Origin of the sequence: Rhizomicrobium electricum, from assembly GCF_011762045.1 — a bacterium.
Taxonomy (GTDB): domain Bacteria; phylum Pseudomonadota; class Alphaproteobacteria; order Micropepsales; family Micropepsaceae; genus Rhizomicrobium; species Rhizomicrobium electricum.
The window spans coordinates 292,686-307,269 of record NZ_JAASQS010000002.1 but is presented as its reverse complement, the minus strand read 5'-3'; the positions used below and the strand labels follow the sequence as shown (position 1 = coordinate 307,269).

The 14,584-nt window shown below is 63.0% G+C and carries 16 protein-coding genes and 1 pseudogene; 9 read left to right on the top strand and 8 right to left on the bottom strand.

Annotated features, from left to right (window positions below; all coding sequences use genetic code 11):
* The first annotated feature begins 14 nt into the window (after nucleotides 1-14).
* On the top strand, nucleotides 15-206 hold the full coding sequence (locus FHS84_RS04485; RefSeq protein WP_166930841.1) for a hypothetical protein: 192 nt from the start codon (nucleotides 15-17) through the stop codon (nucleotides 204-206).
* Here the strand turns inward: FHS84_RS04485 and dprA are convergent.
* From dprA to ruvX, 8 genes are all read right to left on the bottom strand, one after another.
* Nucleotides 173-1,279 carry a DNA-processing protein DprA gene (gene dprA / locus FHS84_RS04480; protein WP_166930839.1) on the bottom strand — a complete coding sequence of 369 codons (1,107 nt, stop codon included), beginning with the start codon at nucleotides 1,277-1,279 and terminating at the stop codon, nucleotides 173-175. The genes FHS84_RS04485 and dprA overlap by 34 nt on opposite strands.
* Nucleotides 1,276-1,632: a hypothetical protein gene (locus FHS84_RS04475; protein ID WP_166930837.1), complete on the bottom strand. Its 357-nt coding sequence runs from the start codon at nucleotides 1,630-1,632 to the stop codon at nucleotides 1,276-1,278. The genes dprA and FHS84_RS04475 overlap by 4 nt, the downstream gene beginning before the upstream one ends.
* Nucleotides 1,633-1,682: 50 nt before the next feature.
* Nucleotides 1,683-2,297: a glycerol-3-phosphate 1-O-acyltransferase PlsY gene (gene plsY / locus FHS84_RS04470; protein ID WP_208393695.1), complete on the bottom strand. Its 615-nt coding sequence runs from the start codon at nucleotides 2,295-2,297 to the stop codon at nucleotides 1,683-1,685.
* On the bottom strand, nucleotides 2,294-3,598 hold the full coding sequence (pyrC, locus tag FHS84_RS04465; protein ID WP_166930835.1) for a dihydroorotase: 1,305 nt from the start codon (nucleotides 3,596-3,598) through the stop codon (nucleotides 2,294-2,296). Before pyrC ends, plsY begins: the two co-directional genes overlap by 4 nt.
* On the bottom strand, nucleotides 3,595-4,557 hold the full coding sequence (locus FHS84_RS04460; protein ID WP_166930833.1) for an aspartate carbamoyltransferase catalytic subunit: 963 nt from the start codon (nucleotides 4,555-4,557) through the stop codon (nucleotides 3,595-3,597). Before FHS84_RS04460 ends, pyrC begins: the two co-directional genes overlap by 4 nt.
* A gap of 656 nt (nucleotides 4,558-5,213) precedes the next feature.
* A complete protein-coding gene (locus FHS84_RS04455; RefSeq protein ID WP_166930831.1) occupies nucleotides 5,214-5,978 on the bottom strand; it encodes a YdcF family protein in 765 nt (254 codons plus the stop codon).
* A gap of 7 nt (nucleotides 5,979-5,985) precedes the next feature.
* The gene (locus tag FHS84_RS04450) at nucleotides 5,986-7,293 is read right to left on the bottom strand and encodes an MFS transporter (RefSeq protein WP_166930829.1); all 1,308 of its coding nucleotides are present in this window, start codon (nucleotides 7,291-7,293) and stop codon (nucleotides 5,986-5,988) included.
* 18 nt (nucleotides 7,294-7,311) lie between these two features.
* Nucleotides 7,312-7,779 carry a Holliday junction resolvase RuvX gene (gene ruvX / locus FHS84_RS04445; RefSeq protein ID WP_166930827.1) on the bottom strand — a complete coding sequence of 156 codons (468 nt, stop codon included), beginning with the start codon at nucleotides 7,777-7,779 and terminating at the stop codon, nucleotides 7,312-7,314.
* A 67-nt stretch (nucleotides 7,780-7,846) separates the two neighbouring features.
* Between ruvX and FHS84_RS04440 the strand changes: the two genes are divergently transcribed.
* The 8 genes and pseudogenes from FHS84_RS04440 to FHS84_RS04405 all read left to right on the top strand — a co-directional run bounded on the left by FHS84_RS04440 (nucleotide 7,847) and on the right by FHS84_RS04405 (nucleotide 14,512).
* Entirely contained in the window at nucleotides 7,847-8,398 is a 552-nt protein-coding gene (locus FHS84_RS04440; protein ID WP_166930825.1) for a hypothetical protein, read from the top strand.
* Between the two features lie 196 nt (nucleotides 8,399-8,594).
* Nucleotides 8,595-8,882 carry an Asp-tRNA(Asn)/Glu-tRNA(Gln) amidotransferase subunit GatC gene (gatC, locus tag FHS84_RS04435; protein WP_166930823.1) on the top strand — a complete coding sequence of 96 codons (288 nt, stop codon included), beginning with the start codon at nucleotides 8,595-8,597 and terminating at the stop codon, nucleotides 8,880-8,882.
* Nucleotides 8,883-8,927: 45 nt separating this feature from the next.
* A pseudogene (locus FHS84_RS22340) lies at nucleotides 8,928-9,269 on the top strand (GNAT family N-acetyltransferase); the annotation flags it as partial.
* 69 nt (nucleotides 9,270-9,338) lie between these two features.
* Nucleotides 9,339-9,809: a GNAT family N-acetyltransferase gene (locus FHS84_RS22335; RefSeq protein ID WP_166931836.1), complete on the top strand. Its 471-nt coding sequence runs from the start codon at nucleotides 9,339-9,341 to the stop codon at nucleotides 9,807-9,809.
* Nucleotides 9,806-11,287 (top strand): Asp-tRNA(Asn)/Glu-tRNA(Gln) amidotransferase subunit GatA, encoded by a 1,482-nt coding sequence (gatA, locus tag FHS84_RS04420; RefSeq protein WP_166930820.1) that lies wholly within the window; start codon nucleotides 9,806-9,808, stop codon nucleotides 11,285-11,287. Before FHS84_RS22335 ends, gatA begins: the two co-directional genes overlap by 4 nt.
* Nucleotides 11,287-11,682 carry a RidA family protein gene (locus FHS84_RS04415; protein WP_208393693.1) on the top strand — a complete coding sequence of 132 codons (396 nt, stop codon included), beginning with the start codon at nucleotides 11,287-11,289 and terminating at the stop codon, nucleotides 11,680-11,682. The genes gatA and FHS84_RS04415 overlap by 1 nt, the downstream gene beginning before the upstream one ends.
* Nucleotides 11,676-13,151: an Asp-tRNA(Asn)/Glu-tRNA(Gln) amidotransferase subunit GatB gene (gatB, locus tag FHS84_RS04410; RefSeq protein ID WP_425061554.1), complete on the top strand. Its 1,476-nt coding sequence runs from the start codon at nucleotides 11,676-11,678 to the stop codon at nucleotides 13,149-13,151. Before FHS84_RS04415 ends, gatB begins: the two co-directional genes overlap by 7 nt.
* Before the next feature lie 482 nt (nucleotides 13,152-13,633).
* Nucleotides 13,634-14,512, top strand: a complete 879-nt coding sequence (locus FHS84_RS04405) for a hypothetical protein (protein ID WP_166930816.1) — start codon at nucleotides 13,634-13,636, stop codon at nucleotides 14,510-14,512.
* The last annotated feature ends 72 nt before the right edge of the window (nucleotides 14,513-14,584 follow it).

Below are 14,584 nucleotides of genomic sequence, written 5' to 3'. Positions count from 1 at the left end.
TTGCGAACCGCCCCATGGCTTCCTCTTTTCCGACTGGGTTTTCGCCCGCAGAGACCGCTCGCTATACCGAAGAAATGCTCGAAGGCTTGAGCCGGATCGCCCTGCGCCAAGGTCAATCGCTTTTGGCGCATTTGCTGGATTTGGCCGCCGTCGAAGCCAAAATTCAGGGCAGTTATGCGGACCAGGAGACCGAATTACCCGGATGACGGGTCAACTTTCCTGCCAGCTCCAGCTCCAACAGCACCGCGATCACCGCCGGCGGCGGCGCGTTGCACATGCGAATCAGCTCGTCGACCGTGACGGGTGATGGCCCCAGGGCTTCTTCCACCGCTGCGCGCACGCGGTCGACATCGGCTTCGGCGAGCGCCTCGGGGGTGGCGATCCCGTCCCGAACCGGTTCGTCGAACCCGGCGCCAAGGATTGGCCGCAGCACCGCCAGCACATCGTCGGCCGTCTCGGTCAAAACGGCGCCTTCACGCAACAGGCGATTGGCCCCGCGGGCGCGCGGGTCGAGCGGGGAACCCGGCACGGCAAAGACTTCGCGATTCTGTTCCAGGGCATAGCGCGCCGTAATCAGCGAGCCGGAGCCTTCCGCCGCTTCGACCACCACCACACCGCGGGTCAATCCGGAGATGATGCGGTTGCGGCGGGGAAAATGCCGGGCTTGCGGCTGCTCGCCGAGCGGCATTTCGGAAACGACAGCACCCTCGCGCCGCAGCCGTTCGTAAAGCGGACGGTTCTCGGGCGGATAGATAATGTCGACGCCTCCGGCCACCACCGCGACCGTACCGGACTTCAGCGCGCCTTCATGGGCCGCCGTATCGATGCCGCGCGCCATGCCGGACACCACCACCAGTCCGGCTTCACCAAGCGTCGCCGCCAGCATTTCCGCCAGCTTGCGGCCGAGGGCGGAGGCATTGCGCGCACCGACCATCGCGATCATCTCGCGCTGCAGAAGCGCGACGTGACCGAGAACCGAGATTGCCGGGGGCGGCGTGTCGAGCGCTGCGAGCCCGCGCGGGAATTCGCTTTCGCAAGAAGCAATCATACGGCCGCCATCGGCTGCCAACATCTCCAGCTCGTGCGCGATCAATTCGCGATCCGGCACTTTGGGCGGCTGGCCGCCGCCCCGCAGCGCCAGACGCGGAACCGCATCGAGCGCCGCCGCTGCCGATCCGAAGCGCGACAGCAATTGGGAGAAGGTCACTGGCCCGACATTCGGCGTCCGCGCCAGTTGCAGCCATTCGATACGCTGATGATGGGTCAGTGTGGTGCTCATTGGTAGAGTACCATGCTGAGAAGTTTGCCGCTTTTGGCGATCTTGATTTCGAGGCCGCCGCCTAGGTACGAGCCTTCGGGCGCGTCTTTATCCTCGGCCGGACACCAGATGTCCCAAACACCTTTAACCAGTTTGGCGTCGCAGCCTTTCTTCCAAGTATCTAGCGGAGCTGACGGTAGTATTTCGGGATGATGGGCTCTCATCACCGACCAGTACATCGCATGGGCGATGACAAGTGCAGCGTCAGGATCCTGAATCGCGCCGTTGGGATCGCGGAACTCGGCCGGATCGTTCGCACAGCCAACGAGGGCGGCACAAAGCGCCACAACACTCGCCACACTCGCTTTCGGCATTGGTTCCCCCCATTCGCCTAAAAGCCAGATGTCTGCCTGTGAGCCAGGTCTTAGTGTTTTTTCTCTCCGATGCGCGGTTCTTTGCCGTGCCAGAGACGGTAGATGTTCTCGTGATGGGTGATGAAGATCACGATGGTGAGGACGAGCGTAAAGACCGCCCAGGTGAGCTCGCCGAACGCCATCATGAAGGCCGGGGCGAGGGCGGCCGCGGTCAAAGCCGACAGCGACGAGTATTTCAACACGAATGCCATCGTCAGCCAAGTAACGATCACCAGCAATCCGACCGGCCAGTAGATGCCGAGCAGCACGCCGATATAGGTGGCGACGCCTTTGCCGCCTTTGAATTTGAGCCAGACCGGAAGGACGTGCCCGAACACCGCCGCGAGGCCCGCAACCATCGCACCCGAAGGTCCGAACAGTGCTCCAGCGATCAGCACCGCCGCCACGCCCTTGCCGCCGTCAAGCAGCAGGGTGAGGGCGGCCGCCCATTTCTTGCCGGTGCGCAGAACGTTGGTGGCGCCGATATTGCCGGAGCCGATCTTGCGCACGTCGCCGAGGCCGGCCGCCAGCGATATGAGAAGTCCGAACGGAATGGAGCCGAGGCCGTAGCCGATCAGCATCGCCAACCCCGCGCCGGTCCAGGTGAGGGCGGCCATGCCGTTCATCTGGGCGCTCCGCGATCGAAGACGCACTCGCCCCCGACGAAGGTTTTCATCGCCAAGCCCTGGAACAGGCGGCCCTTGAACGGCGTGTTCTTGGCGCGCGAGCGCAACAGGGCCGGTTCCACGACAAACGGCCGGTCGGTATCGATCAGCATGAGATCGGCGGGGGCGCCCTTCTTGAGGACGCCGCAATCGAGCCCCAGCAGCTTGGCCGGCGTGCAGGTCATCCGCTTCAGGATGTGCAGCAGGTCGGCGCTGCCGTCGTGATAAAGTCCGAGCGCGACCGGCAGCAGGGTTTCGAGACCCGCGGCGCCGAATGCCGCCTGGGCAAAAGGCTGGCGCTTGGTGTCGGCGGCTTGCGGATCGTGGCTCGATACGATCACGTCGATCACGCCCGAGGCTACGCCTTCGACCATCGCGAGACGGTCGGATTCCGAGCGCAGCGGCGGCTTTACCTTCATGAAGGTGTAGTAGGTGCCGACGTCGAGTTCGTTGAGCGCCAGATGATGGGCCGCGACGCCGCACGTGATCGGCAAGCCGTGTGCCTTGGCCTTGGCGATGGCTTCGAGCGAGGCGCGGCAGGAAATCTGGCCGAAATGGTAGCGTGCGCCCGTCATCTCGACGAGGCGGATGTCGCGCTCGACGATCATGGTCTCGGCGAGGGCCGGTGCGGCAGGCAGGCCCAGCCGCATGGCGTACTCGCACTCGTTGACGGCCGTGCCTTCGGTGAGATCGGGATCTTCGGCGTGGGCCACGACGAGGGCGTCGAACGAGGAGGCATAGGCCAGCGCCCGGCGCAGCACGCGGGTATTGGAAATCGTGCGGTCGCCGTCGGTGAAGGCCACGGCCCCGGCTTCCTTGAGGAGGCCGATTTCGGTCATCACCTCGCCGGCGAGGTGACGGGTCAGCGCCGCCATCGGCAGCACATGCACCTTGGCGGTGGCTTCGGCCCGGCGGCGGATGAAGTCGACAAGCGACGGCTCATCGATCACCGGATCGGTGTTGGGCATGACGATGATGGTCGTGATGCCGCCCGCCAAAGCCGCGCGCGAGGCGCTTTCGAGGGTTTCGCGGTGTTCGCTGCCGGGCTCGCCGGTGGACACGCGCATGTCGATCAGGCCGGGCGACAGCACCATACCGTGGCAGTCGATCACGTCGGGCGCGTTGCGGTCGATGTCGGCAAACAGACCGGCGCCGACGTCGGCAATCTTGCCGTTCTCGACCACAAGACCGCCCCTGGTATCGAGCTTGCTGGCAGGATCGATCAGGTGGGCATTGCAGAAGATGGTGCGCCCGTTGCTCATACGTTGCGCCCCCCAGCCGGAAGTCCGCGCGCCAGGGCGTCCAGCACCGCCATGCGGATGGCGACGCCCATTTCGACCTGTTCGTGGATCAGGCTGACTTCGATGTCGTCGGCCACGGCGGAGTCGATCTCGACGCCGCGGTTCATCGGGCCCGGATGCATTACCAGCGCGCCCGGATTGGCATAGGCGAGCTTTTCGCGGTCGAGGCCCCAATAGCGGAAGTATTCGCGGGTCGAGGGCACGAAGGCGCCGCTCATGCGCTCCAGCTGCAGGCGCAGCATCATCACGATGTCCGCGCCCTTCAGGCCTTCCTTCATATCGGTGAAGGTTTCGATCCCGAACCGCGTCACCTCGGCGGGCATCAGCGTCTTGGGGCCGACGAGGCGGACCCGCGCGCCCATTTTGCCGAGCAGGTGAATGTTCGAGCGTGCCACCCGGCTGTGCAGGACGTCGCCGCAGATCGCCACCGTCAGACCTTCGAACGATTTGCCGCGGCGCCGGATGGTAAGGGCGTCGAGCAGCGCCTGGGTGGGGTGCTCGTGGCTGCCGTCGCCGGCGTTGACCACACAGCAGTTCACCTTGCGCGCCAGCATCGAGACGGCGCCCGAATTCTGGTGGCGGACGATCAGGATGTCCGGCCGCATGGCGTTAAGCGTGGTGGCGGTGTCGATCAGAGTCTCGCCCTTGGTCACGGACGAGGTCTTGACCGACATATTCATCACGTCGGCGCCGAGCCGCTTGCCGGCCAGTTCGAAGGAACTCTGGGTCCGGGTGGAGGGCTCGAAGAAGAGGTTGATGACGGTGCGGCCCTTCAGGACGGCAACCTTCTTATCCTTGGCGCGGCCAAGAGCGACATATTCCTCGGCGAGATCGAGAAGCTTGGTGATTTCGCCGACAGAAAGCCCTTGGATGCCAAGTAAATGGCTGGACTGCAGAATTGGCGGATAGGCCGTGCTCATCGAGGGCCGGTTATAACAGGCGGACCGGTGCGGGCAAGATGGCTTCCGGTCCGGCTAACAACAATCTTCTAACCCGTCGAGCGCTTGCAGATCGACCCCGCATTGACAAATCGAAGCAGCCGAAAAGCCTTACCGGTCCAATGATAATACGCGATGCCATCCCGGCGGTCGTCTTCGCGTGGGGCCCCGACCACGATCAACAAGGCACTGTCTTTTCGGAACCTCAGCCCCCAATAGTCGGGAGTCTCGGTCTCCGGACCGATATTTGCGCCACCAATGCCCCGTAGCGATTCGTCCAATACGACCTTTCCCGTTGCGAGATCGATGATGCCCCAGTCTGTGCAGGACGCGCCGCAACCCCAGACGGCTATTTTATAGTGACCCGCGAAATCAGGTTCCTGTTGTGAGGCTTGCCGCAGCACAGTGCGGAATAAGCGCGCCTGGGGGTTGTGTCGGAGTGAAATCGACACGCGGTGCGTCGTCGTCATAGCCCTCACGGGCCAATCGGAGAATTTCGGTGCATCAGGCGGGGCATCCCGTAACGTGTAGAGGCACGGCGTTCCGTGGTTGCCATCCGGTGCTGCAGTAACTGGTGTAATCAGGGCAGCCCCCGGCAGGAAGGCGAAAACGGCGTATCGGACAATGCTTCGCATTGCTTAATGCGCCTTGCCGCTCAGTCGGTAGACGAGGACGCCGATGCCTTCGTGGACGGCCAAGTCGGTCCGTTGGAGGTTTTCAGGGAATTCTCTGAACGCGTATTGGGAACTGGTCGCCGTCATGTAGTCGGAGGGCCACGGGATCATCGGCCAGTTGGACTTGGTGGCAATTTTCATTGCGCGCGGCATGTGGAAAGCCGAGGTGACCAGCACCCATCGCTGGTCCTGCTTGGGTTTCACGATCGCCTTCGTGTTTTTGAAGTTCTCCCAAGTATTGCGCGAGGTCGCTTCTAGAACGATCTGCTCCGGGCGTGCCCCCAATTCTATGAGAATTTTTCGCGCTGCGACGGCTTCAGAGTCCCAATGGCCGATCGGAAATGGACCCCCAGAGAAAACCACGCGGGCCTCTGGGTGGAGACGGGCTATGCTGGCTGCTGCGGCCAACCTCGCCAAACCGTAACTGGCATTGGGTGCGCCGCGTGAGGTCAGGATTTCGGCATCGGTACCGCCGCCCAGGATCAGAATGCCGTCGAGGTGCGCTGGCAGTGTGGACCGGGAATAGAGATTTTCGACCGGGTGCATCAGCCACACGCTGAGTGGTGTAAATCCAGCGACGATCAGGATCGCGGCAGAGGCGATGGCGCAGCGGCGGGCGGCGCGCACCCGGTTCCGGTACAGCAACACTGCAGCAGCCAGCACCAACCAGACGGCAAAATGGCTGGGCGCGCAGAGAAACCAGAATGTCTGAGCCAGATAGTAGAACATGATCCACCTATGCGTGGTCCGGCTGCATCGCGATGTCTTCGAGTTCCCGTCCGGCGGGCTCCGGCAGCGAGAGCAGAGCGATGATGGCGATGGGCATGACCGAAATCAGCACCAGCGACGCCGGGCCGTGTCCGTGGAGGAGATCGTAGAGCGGCCCTTCCAGTGCCAGACTGACCGCGCCCGACAGGATTGCGACGAGGTAGCGAAGCCCGGAGACCGTCGCCCGATAGGCAGTCGGTACCAGTTCGGCCGACAATCCGGCGATCAGCGCATCGGCGATCAGGAAGCCGAGGAAGGCCGGAATCCAGCTCAGCCACATATTGGGAATATGCCAGCCGCCGTAGAATCCGATGAAGCCGATGGTCGACAGCACGCAGCCGGCCGAGGCCATGATGCGGCGGCCGATCCGGTCGCTCAGACGACCGGCGAAAATCGTCACCGCAACCGCCAAGAGACCGCCCGGAATGATCAGCATGGTGACTTCGTGCGGCGCCAGACCGTAATTGCTCTGCAGATATTTCGGCCACAGGAATTCGGCGGGCCAGATCGCGAACCCGAACGCGCCCGCCGCGATCAGTATGCCCGTCAAGCGGCGCGGATGTTCGTGCGCCAGCCGCCGGGTCTGTTCGAGTGCTTTGCCGACGCGCGTCGATAGCTTTTCGACGTTCTGTTCGACTTCGAAGCGCTTTGTTTCGGGCAACTGCCGGCGCATGTAGGCGACCAGGAACAGCGGGACCGAACCGATCACATACATACTGCGCCAGCCGTAAGGCATCAGCGTCACCGCCGCGAACACCGCCGAAGCGATGCCGCCGCCCATATAGTTGAGCGAGGCGAGCGTGCCGGTCGACCAGCCGCGTGCCGTCGCGCCCATCTCCTCGGCGATGACGACGTAGCACAGCATCTCTTCGGCATAGCCGAACACCCGCGTCAGGATCTGGCAGAGGATGAATTGCGGGGCGCTGGTGACGAAGCCGGTGGCGAGGGTGGCGATGGCCTGTCCGAAAATGGTGACGAGCAGCAGCCGGCGCCGTCCCACCATGTCGGCCGACCAGGCCAGGACCAGCGCGGCGATAGTAGCGAGGCGAATGAACGCCAGCGTCAGCGAAAGCTTGTCTTCGGGAATGCCGAGGCTTTCCTGGATCTGCGGTGCCGCCAGCCCGAACACGTTCATGTCGTAGCCGGCGAACAGCATCGCCACGCCGACCAGGAGGAATACGCGCTCCTGACGGACCGTCATTCCGCCCGGCGGTCGCAAAATCGGCGGCAGCCAGCGGATGTTGATGAGGCGATCGTCTCCGGCGGAGCCGCTCATATGTTCCCCCGCACTCCTTTATATATGTCGGAGTCTGTCGAGTGCGCCCTGCAGGATATAGGCAGCCGCCATTTTGTCCACGACCAACGCCCGGCGCTTGCGGGAGAGGTCGGCGTCGAGGAGGGTGAGGGTGACCGCGGCGGTGGAAAGCCGTTCGTCCACCATGGCGAGAGGCAGCGGCGAGCGGGCGGCGAAGTTGCGGGCAAAGGCGCGGGCGGATTGCGCCGAAGGGCCGTCGGTGCCGTCCATGTTGAGGGGCAGGCCGATCACCAATCCGCCGACACCTTGTGCCGCGATGATGGCGTCGAGTTTGGCCGCATCGACGGAGAACTTGCCGCGCTTCAGTGTTTCCATCGGCGTCGCCACGGTAAGAAGCGTATCCGACAACGCCAAGCCGATGGTCTTTTCGCCGAGATCGAGCCCCAACAGGCGGCTGCGTGGCGCCAGCGCGGATTTGAACTCCTCAAGAGCGGTTATAATCGGCATATCCGGCTGTCGTTGCCCAAGTACGGTGGCTGATCTATGGTCGCATTACATATCAGGGAGGGGGGCAATGGGCAAAAAGGGCTTCGCAGGGAAGGCTTTGCTTTTCGCGGCCGCGATGGTGTTCGCCGGCCTGGGGCAATCCGCATCGGCGCGGGACTGGCATACGACACCGTCGTCGTTGGCGACCGAGTACACCCAGATCGTCGATACCACGGATAAGCGCGTCGTATTCCTATGGTGGATCGCGGCGCCGGCCATGAACGAGCCGACGCTGGCACCGATCCTCGAGAAGTACTTCATCCTGGGGATCGCCAAAGCGGAGATCGACCCGGCCATCGACGTGAGATTCGTCGATCTCGAAGCACCGGGCGTGCTCGGCACCGACGGCAAGCCGCTCAAACTGGTCAAGGAAGAGGATCAGCCGCCGGGCGTGGTCACCATCCTGGCCGGCTTCAAGAGTGTCCTGGTCAGGGCCATAGGACCGATGGGCAAGGGCATGAAGTTGTTCGTGTATGAACCGGGCCCGATCGGCGCCTGCAAGCCGGGCAAGGTTTCGATCCCGCTGAACGGCGAGGTCTACACCTACGACACGCCCATTCCGGGCTGCCCCAAGCCCTGATCGGCGGCCGTTTCGCCGGTTTATGCCGTCCTATTGGGCAGACAGGCGTTTGTGCGCACAATTTGTCGCGGGGATCGCGCCGGAGGGTGCGCCGATCGCGCCAAAGCGGCTTGCCACGTCTGCCCCCTCGCGATAGCAAGTCATTGAAGGGGAAGGCCCCTTCTTCCGAGGGTTTGGCTTTCGAGGATTTGACGCCATGTCTGTAGACAAAGATACCGTCCGGCGGATCGCCCGGCTGGCCCGGCTGAAGATCGAAGAAGAACGCGTCGAGCCGATGATGGCCGAGCTGAACGGCATTCTCGACTGGATCGAGCAGCTCAAGGAAGTCGACGTCAGCGGCGTCGAGCCGATGACCAGCGCGGTCGCCCATAACCTCAAGATGCGTGAGGACGTGGTGACCGAGCCCAACAACGCCGACGCGCTGATGGTCAATGCGCCCGGCGGCGAGGATCACTTCTTCGTCGTGCCGAAGGTGGTGGAGTAGGACTTGCAGGTCTCAATCGCCCTCGAAGATGCGCTTTCAGAGGACGTGCGCGCGTTGATCGCGGCGCTCGATGCCTATCTGCGCTCGATCGAGGACGAGGGCTATTTCATGTCGGCCGAGGAGCTGGCCAAGACGGATGCGGCGGTGTTTGTCGCCCGTGTCGATGGCAAGGCGGTGGCGTGTGGCGCCATGCGTCGCCATCCCGGCGGCATCGGCGAGTTGAAGCGCATGTTCACCCTGCCGGAATACCAGGGCAAAGGCATCGCCGGCCGGATCGTCCGCGCGATCGAAGCGCTGGCGCGGCGCGAAGGGCTCACCCAGCTGGTGCTGGAAACCGGCAGTCATCATCCCTGGGCGTGGCGCCTGTACGAGCGCGAAGGATTTACCCGCTGCGGTCCGGTGCTGGATTACCCCGACGTGGCGTGGTCCGTTTTCTACGAAAAGAAGATCGAGCGGGTGCCGCTCGCGATTGCCGTCGAAAGCCCGCTGCAGGACGAGGTGCGGGCGCTGATCGCCGACCTCAACGACTATCTTCTGTCGCTGACCCCGCCGGAAGGCTGCCATCATCTGACCGTGGAGCAGATGGCGCGGCCCGACACGACGGTGTTCGTCGTCCGCGACGGCGGTAAGGCAATTGGCTGCGGAGCGTTGAAGCGGCATGCCGATGGCATCGGCGAGGTCAAGCGGATGTGGACCAACCCCGCCTATCAAGGCCGGGGCATCGGCGGGCAGGTGCTCGACCGGATCATTGCCCTGGCCAAGCAGGAAGGTTTGACCAAGCTGGTGCTGGAGACGGGCGACCGTCATCCCGCCGCCTGGAGAATTTACGAACGCGCCGGGTTCCGGCGTTGCGGTCCGGTGCTCGATTATCCCGATGTGCACTGGTCGGTTTTCTATGAAAAAGAACTTGAGAGGACGCCGGCATGAGCGATCTCACCGAACTCACATTGGCGGAGGCCCGCGATGCGATCGCGTCCAAGAAGGTTTCTTCGCGCGAGCTGACGCAAGGCTTCCTCAAGGCGATGGAAGAGGCGCGGGTGCTCAACGCCTATATCACCGAGACGCCCGAGATCGCGCTCGCCATGGCCGACGCCTCCGACAAGCGCATCGCGGCGGGCGAGGCCCGTCCGATGGAAGGCCTGCCGGTCGGCATCAAGGACCTTTATTGCACCAAGGGCGTCAAGACGACGGCGGCCTCGAAGATCATCGCCGATTACGTGCCGCAGTACGAATCCACCGTCTCCCAGAACCTGTGGGACAACGGCGCCGTGATGCTGGGCAAGCTCTCCTGCGATGAGTTCGCCATGGGCTCGTCGAACGAGACCAGCGCCTTTGGCCCGGTCATAAGCCCGTGGCGCGCCAAGGGTTCGACCGCCCAGCTCGTGCCCGGCGGTTCGTCGGGCGGCTCGTCGTGCGCCGTTGCCGCGCGGCTCGCTTTGGGTGCCACCGCATCGGATACCGGCGGATCGATCCGCACCCCGGCGGCGGTCACCGGCACGACCGGCATCAAGCCGACCTACGGCCGCTGCTCGCGTTACGGCATTGTGGCGTTTGCCTCGTCGCTGGATCAGGCCGGACCGATCAGCTCGACGGTGCGCGACTGCGCCATCATGCTGAAGGCGATGGCCTCGGTAGACCCCAAGGATTCCACCAGCGTTGATATCCCCGTGCCGGACTACGAAGCCGGGCTCGAAGGCGGCGTGAAGGGTCTGCGCATCGGCATTCCGAAGGAATACCGGCTGGAGGGCACGGCCCCCGAGATCACCGCGATCTGGGAAAAGGGCGTTGAATGGTTGAAGGCGCAGGGCGCCGAGATTGTCGACATCTCCCTGCCGCACACCAAGTACGCGCTCCCCACTTATTATATCATTGCTCCGGCGGAGTGCTCCTCCAACCTCGCGCGCTATGATGGCGTGCGCTACGGCCACCGCGCCGCCGACCCCAAGGATCTGATCGACCTTTACGAACGCTCCCGCGGCGAAGGCTTCGGCGCCGAAGTGCGCCGCCGCATCCTGATCGGCACCTATGTGCTGTCGGCCGGCTACTACGACGCCTATTACCTGCGCGCCCAGAAGGTCCGCGCCCTGATCGCCCGCGATTTCACCGAGGCTTACAAGAAGTGCGACGTGATCCTCACGCCCGCCACCCCGGCGCCTGCCTTCGCCATCGGCGAAAAAGTGGCCGACCCGATCACCATGTACCTCTATGACGTGTTCACCGTGACGGTGAACCTCGCCGGACTGCCGAGCCTGGTCGTCCCGGCGGGCGTCAACGATGCCGGACTGCCGCTCGGGCTGCAGCTCATCGGTAAGGCGTTCGACGAAGCCACCTTGTTCCGCGCCGGCCGTGCGCTCGAAATCGCGGCCGAATTCAAAGCCAAACCTGAAAAATGGTGGAGGGGCTGATGCGCAAACTCGTTTCCAGCGGTTCGAAGTTCGAAAAAGCATTGGGATTTTCGCGGGCGGTCCGGGTCGGATCGCACATCACCATTTCCGGAACAGCCGCCATCGGCGCCGACGGCAAGACCTACGGTGTCGGCGATCCCGCCAAGCAGGCCCGCCGCATCTTCGAGATCATCGGCGAGGCGCTGACCGAACTGGGCTCCTCGTTCGAGGACGTGGTGCGCACCCGCATCATGCTGCGGCACGCCGACGACTGGAAAGCGGTCGGCCAAGTCCACGGCGAAGTGTTCGGCGAGATCCGTCCTGCCACCTGTTTTGTCCAGGTCAGCCGCTTCATCGACCCCGATTGGCTGGTCGAGATCGAAGTGGATGCCTATGTCGAGAGCGATAAATCATGAGCACCGAACGCGCCGCGAAGCTGATCCAGGGGACCACCGGCGGCTGGGAAGTCGTTGTCGGTCTGGAAGTTCATTGCCAGGTCCTGTCCAACGCCAAACTGTTTTCCGGCGCGGCCACCGCGTTCGGCGCCGATCCGAACAGTCAGGTCAGCTTCGTCGATGCGGCGATGCCGGGGATGTTGCCGGTTATCAACAAGTTTTGTGTCGAGCAGGCGGTGCGTACCGGTCTCGGCCTCAAGGCGCAGATCAACCTGCGAAGCGTTTTCGACCGTAAAAATTATTTCTACGCCGATCTGCCCGCCGGCTATCAGATTTCGCAGTACAAGAACCCGATCGTCGGCGAAGGCGAGGTCTTGATCGACCTTCCCGGTGGTGAAGTCGCCCGCGTCGGCATCGAACGCCTGCATCTTGAGCAGGACGCCGGCAAATCGATCCACGATCAGCACCCCGATCACTCCTTCGTCGACCTCAACCGGGCCGGCATCGCCCTGATGGAGATCGTCACCAAGCCGGACATGCGGTCCGCGGAAGAGGCGTCGCTGTTTCTCCGGAAGCTCCGGGCCATCGTGCGCTATCTCGGCACCTGCGACGGCAACATGGAGGAGGGCTCCATGCGCGCCGACGTCAACGTGTCGGTTCGCAAGCCCGGCACGCCGTTCAATACCCGTTGTGAAATCAAGAACATGAACTCGATGCGCTTCATCGTGCAGGCGATCGAGTACGAGAGCCGCCGCCAGATCGACGTGCTGGAATCCGGCGGCACCATCGCGCAGCAGACGTTGCTGTTCGACACCAAGACGGGCGAGACCCGGCCGATGCGCTCCAAGGAAGAGGCGCACGACTATAGGTACTTCCCCGATCCCGATCTGTTGCCGCTCGAGTTCGAGCAGAGCTGGGTGGACGAGATCGCCGCGTCGCTACCGGAACTGCCGGACGCCAAGAAGGACCGCTTCATGGCAATGGGCCTCAACGCCTACGACGCCCTGGTGCTGGTCGCCGAAAAAGAAACGGCGGAATACTTCGAGGCCATGCTGGCCGCCGGCGTTGATGCAAAGTCGGCCGCTAACTGGTTGAACAATGAGTATTTTGGCCGCTTGAACAAGGCGGGACTGTCGGTCACGGAAGGTCCGGTGAGCGCGGCGGCGAACGCCGAGATCATCAAGATGGTCGGCGAGAACATCATCTCGGGGAAGATCGCCAAGGATGTTCTCGACATCGTGTGGGCCGAAGGCGGCGATCCGCGCGCGATCGTTGAGACGCGCGGCCTCAAGCAGGTGACGGATACCGGTGCGATCGAGAAAGCGGTCGATGCGGTGATCGCTGCGAACCCCGACAAGGTGGAAGCGGCGAAGCTGAAGCCTGCGATGGCCGGTTGGTTTGTCGGTCAGGTGATGAAGGCGACGGGTGGAAAAGCCAATCCGGGGACCGTCAACGCACTCATCAAAGCACGACTCGGACTGCCCGATTAGGGGTGATTCGTACAAGAACATCCCTCGAGGGGCGTCAAGCTGCAAAAGTGCGGGATTTCGTCCGTGCGCGGATGAAGTGCATTTAATATCGGTAAATTGCGGCTTTTTTGCATTTGGGCCTTGACGGACTTTTTTCCGCCAAGGGGAGGTATTGCATTCTTAACCTCAACCCACTCATATTGTTGGCGTTTTGGGGGGCGGCAGAGTCGCCCAACCCGGACGACACGTAAGAGGAGTCACTTCTCATGCCAAAAGTTGCCAAGAAGAAGGCCGCTAAGAAAGTCGCGAAGAAGAAGGTGAAGAAGACGACGAAGAAGAAGGCGAAGAAATAAGCCTTCGACGTCATTCACCGCGCGATAAACGCGGATAGTTCACGGTGGATCCCTCGGGAGAAACCGATGACTAAGGCAAAGGCCGCGGCAGCCATCTGACACTGAGGTGTCAAACGGGTGTCGCGGCCAGCCCGTTTTAGGGGGCTCGCCATGCGCATCACCCCATCACTCCTTTGTTTTTTCCTGATTTTTTCCGCTGCACCGGCCGCCGATCCGGCGCCTTCGTCGCCGGTCGACACTTATATATCCGCGCGCGACCACTACATCGCCGCGTTCAAGGACGCGGCCGAGGGCGACAAGAAGGCTGACGCGGCGCGCAACGACGTCGAACGGCTGCTGCGGGCCGCGGTCCCGGCATGGTCGGCCCCCGGATTTCCATCGACGGGCGAGGTCAACCTCAATTGCCTCGACGACAACGACCTCGGCTTTAGCGCCCTCGACGGTCTGGAGTATAGCGCCGGCGATACCTCGGTGATCGTCACCAGCCGGACGCTGCTGCTGCGCTGGCTCATCCGTCACAACGCGGAGTACGGCACCGACAAAATGCCGGTCTCGATCCCAAGGGTATTCCGGGCAGGGAACTTCTGGACCTATTCGTCGTGCCCCGACGCCGCGACGCAGCTTACCGGCATGGTCCTGGTGAAGGCGCCGCTCGGTGCGGATCTTGCCATCGCGCAGATTGCCGCCGTTGCACAGGTCCCCGCGAAGGATGAAGCACCTTCCGCGATGCTGGCCGCCGTTATGCGTGGCGACCGCGTGTTCATCGCCCGCCAGAAGCTGACCGTGACCTTCGACAAACCGGAGATGTGCAAGAAAGCCTTGGACCAGACCCTCGCCAAATCCGAGAAGGCGCTGAAGGAGTATCAGGCCGCGAAAGCGAAGGACCCGAAGGCCTTCGACACGCACCAGCAGTTGGAAGAGCAGGCCGATCGCGACTATCGCGCTTGTTTCGCCCAGCATCTGCCGGCACAGAAGACCTACACGGCGGTCCAACAACAGGCCCAGGCGCTGGTCGATCTGCTGCACTGATCCGTAAAATCCCTAACGGATATAAACCATTAAGGCGGATTCACGTTAACCGCGCCTTAGTTTCTCTGCCAC

What these genes read in the sequence shown, in the direction of transcription:
- FHS84_RS04485 (WP_166930841.1), top strand. Translation starts at nt 15, where the DNA reads ATGGCTTCCTCTTTTCCGACTGGGTTTTCGCCCGCAGAGACCGCTCGC.
- dprA (WP_166930839.1), bottom strand. Translation starts at nt 1,279, where the DNA reads ATGAGCACCACACTGACCCATCATCAGCGTATCGAATGGCTGCAACTG.
- FHS84_RS04475 (WP_166930837.1), bottom strand. Translation starts at nt 1,632, where the DNA reads ATGCCGAAAGCGAGTGTGGCGAGTGTTGTGGCGCTTTGTGCCGCCCTC.
- plsY (WP_208393695.1), bottom strand. Translation starts at nt 2,297, where the DNA reads ATGAACGGCATGGCCGCCCTCACCTGGACCGGCGCGGGGTTGGCGATG.
- pyrC (WP_166930835.1), bottom strand. Translation starts at nt 3,598, where the DNA reads ATGAGCAACGGGCGCACCATCTTCTGCAATGCCCACCTGATCGATCCT.
- FHS84_RS04460 (WP_166930833.1), bottom strand. Translation starts at nt 4,557, where the DNA reads ATGAGCACGGCCTATCCGCCAATTCTGCAGTCCAGCCATTTACTTGGC.
- FHS84_RS04455 (WP_166930831.1), bottom strand. Translation starts at nt 5,978, where the DNA reads ATGTTCTACTATCTGGCTCAGACATTCTGGTTTCTCTGCGCGCCCAGC.
- FHS84_RS04450 (WP_166930829.1), bottom strand. Translation starts at nt 7,293, where the DNA reads ATGAGCGGCTCCGCCGGAGACGATCGCCTCATCAACATCCGCTGGCTG.
- ruvX (WP_166930827.1), bottom strand. Translation starts at nt 7,779, where the DNA reads ATGCCGATTATAACCGCTCTTGAGGAGTTCAAATCCGCGCTGGCGCCA.
- FHS84_RS04440 (WP_166930825.1), top strand. Translation starts at nt 7,847, where the DNA reads ATGGGCAAAAAGGGCTTCGCAGGGAAGGCTTTGCTTTTCGCGGCCGCG.
- gatC (WP_166930823.1), top strand. Translation starts at nt 8,595, where the DNA reads ATGTCTGTAGACAAAGATACCGTCCGGCGGATCGCCCGGCTGGCCCGG.
- gatA (WP_166930820.1), top strand. Translation starts at nt 9,806, where the DNA reads ATGAGCGATCTCACCGAACTCACATTGGCGGAGGCCCGCGATGCGATC.
- FHS84_RS04415 (WP_208393693.1), top strand. Translation starts at nt 11,287, where the DNA reads ATGCGCAAACTCGTTTCCAGCGGTTCGAAGTTCGAAAAAGCATTGGGA.
- FHS84_RS04405 (WP_166930816.1), top strand. Translation starts at nt 13,634, where the DNA reads ATGCGCATCACCCCATCACTCCTTTGTTTTTTCCTGATTTTTTCCGCT.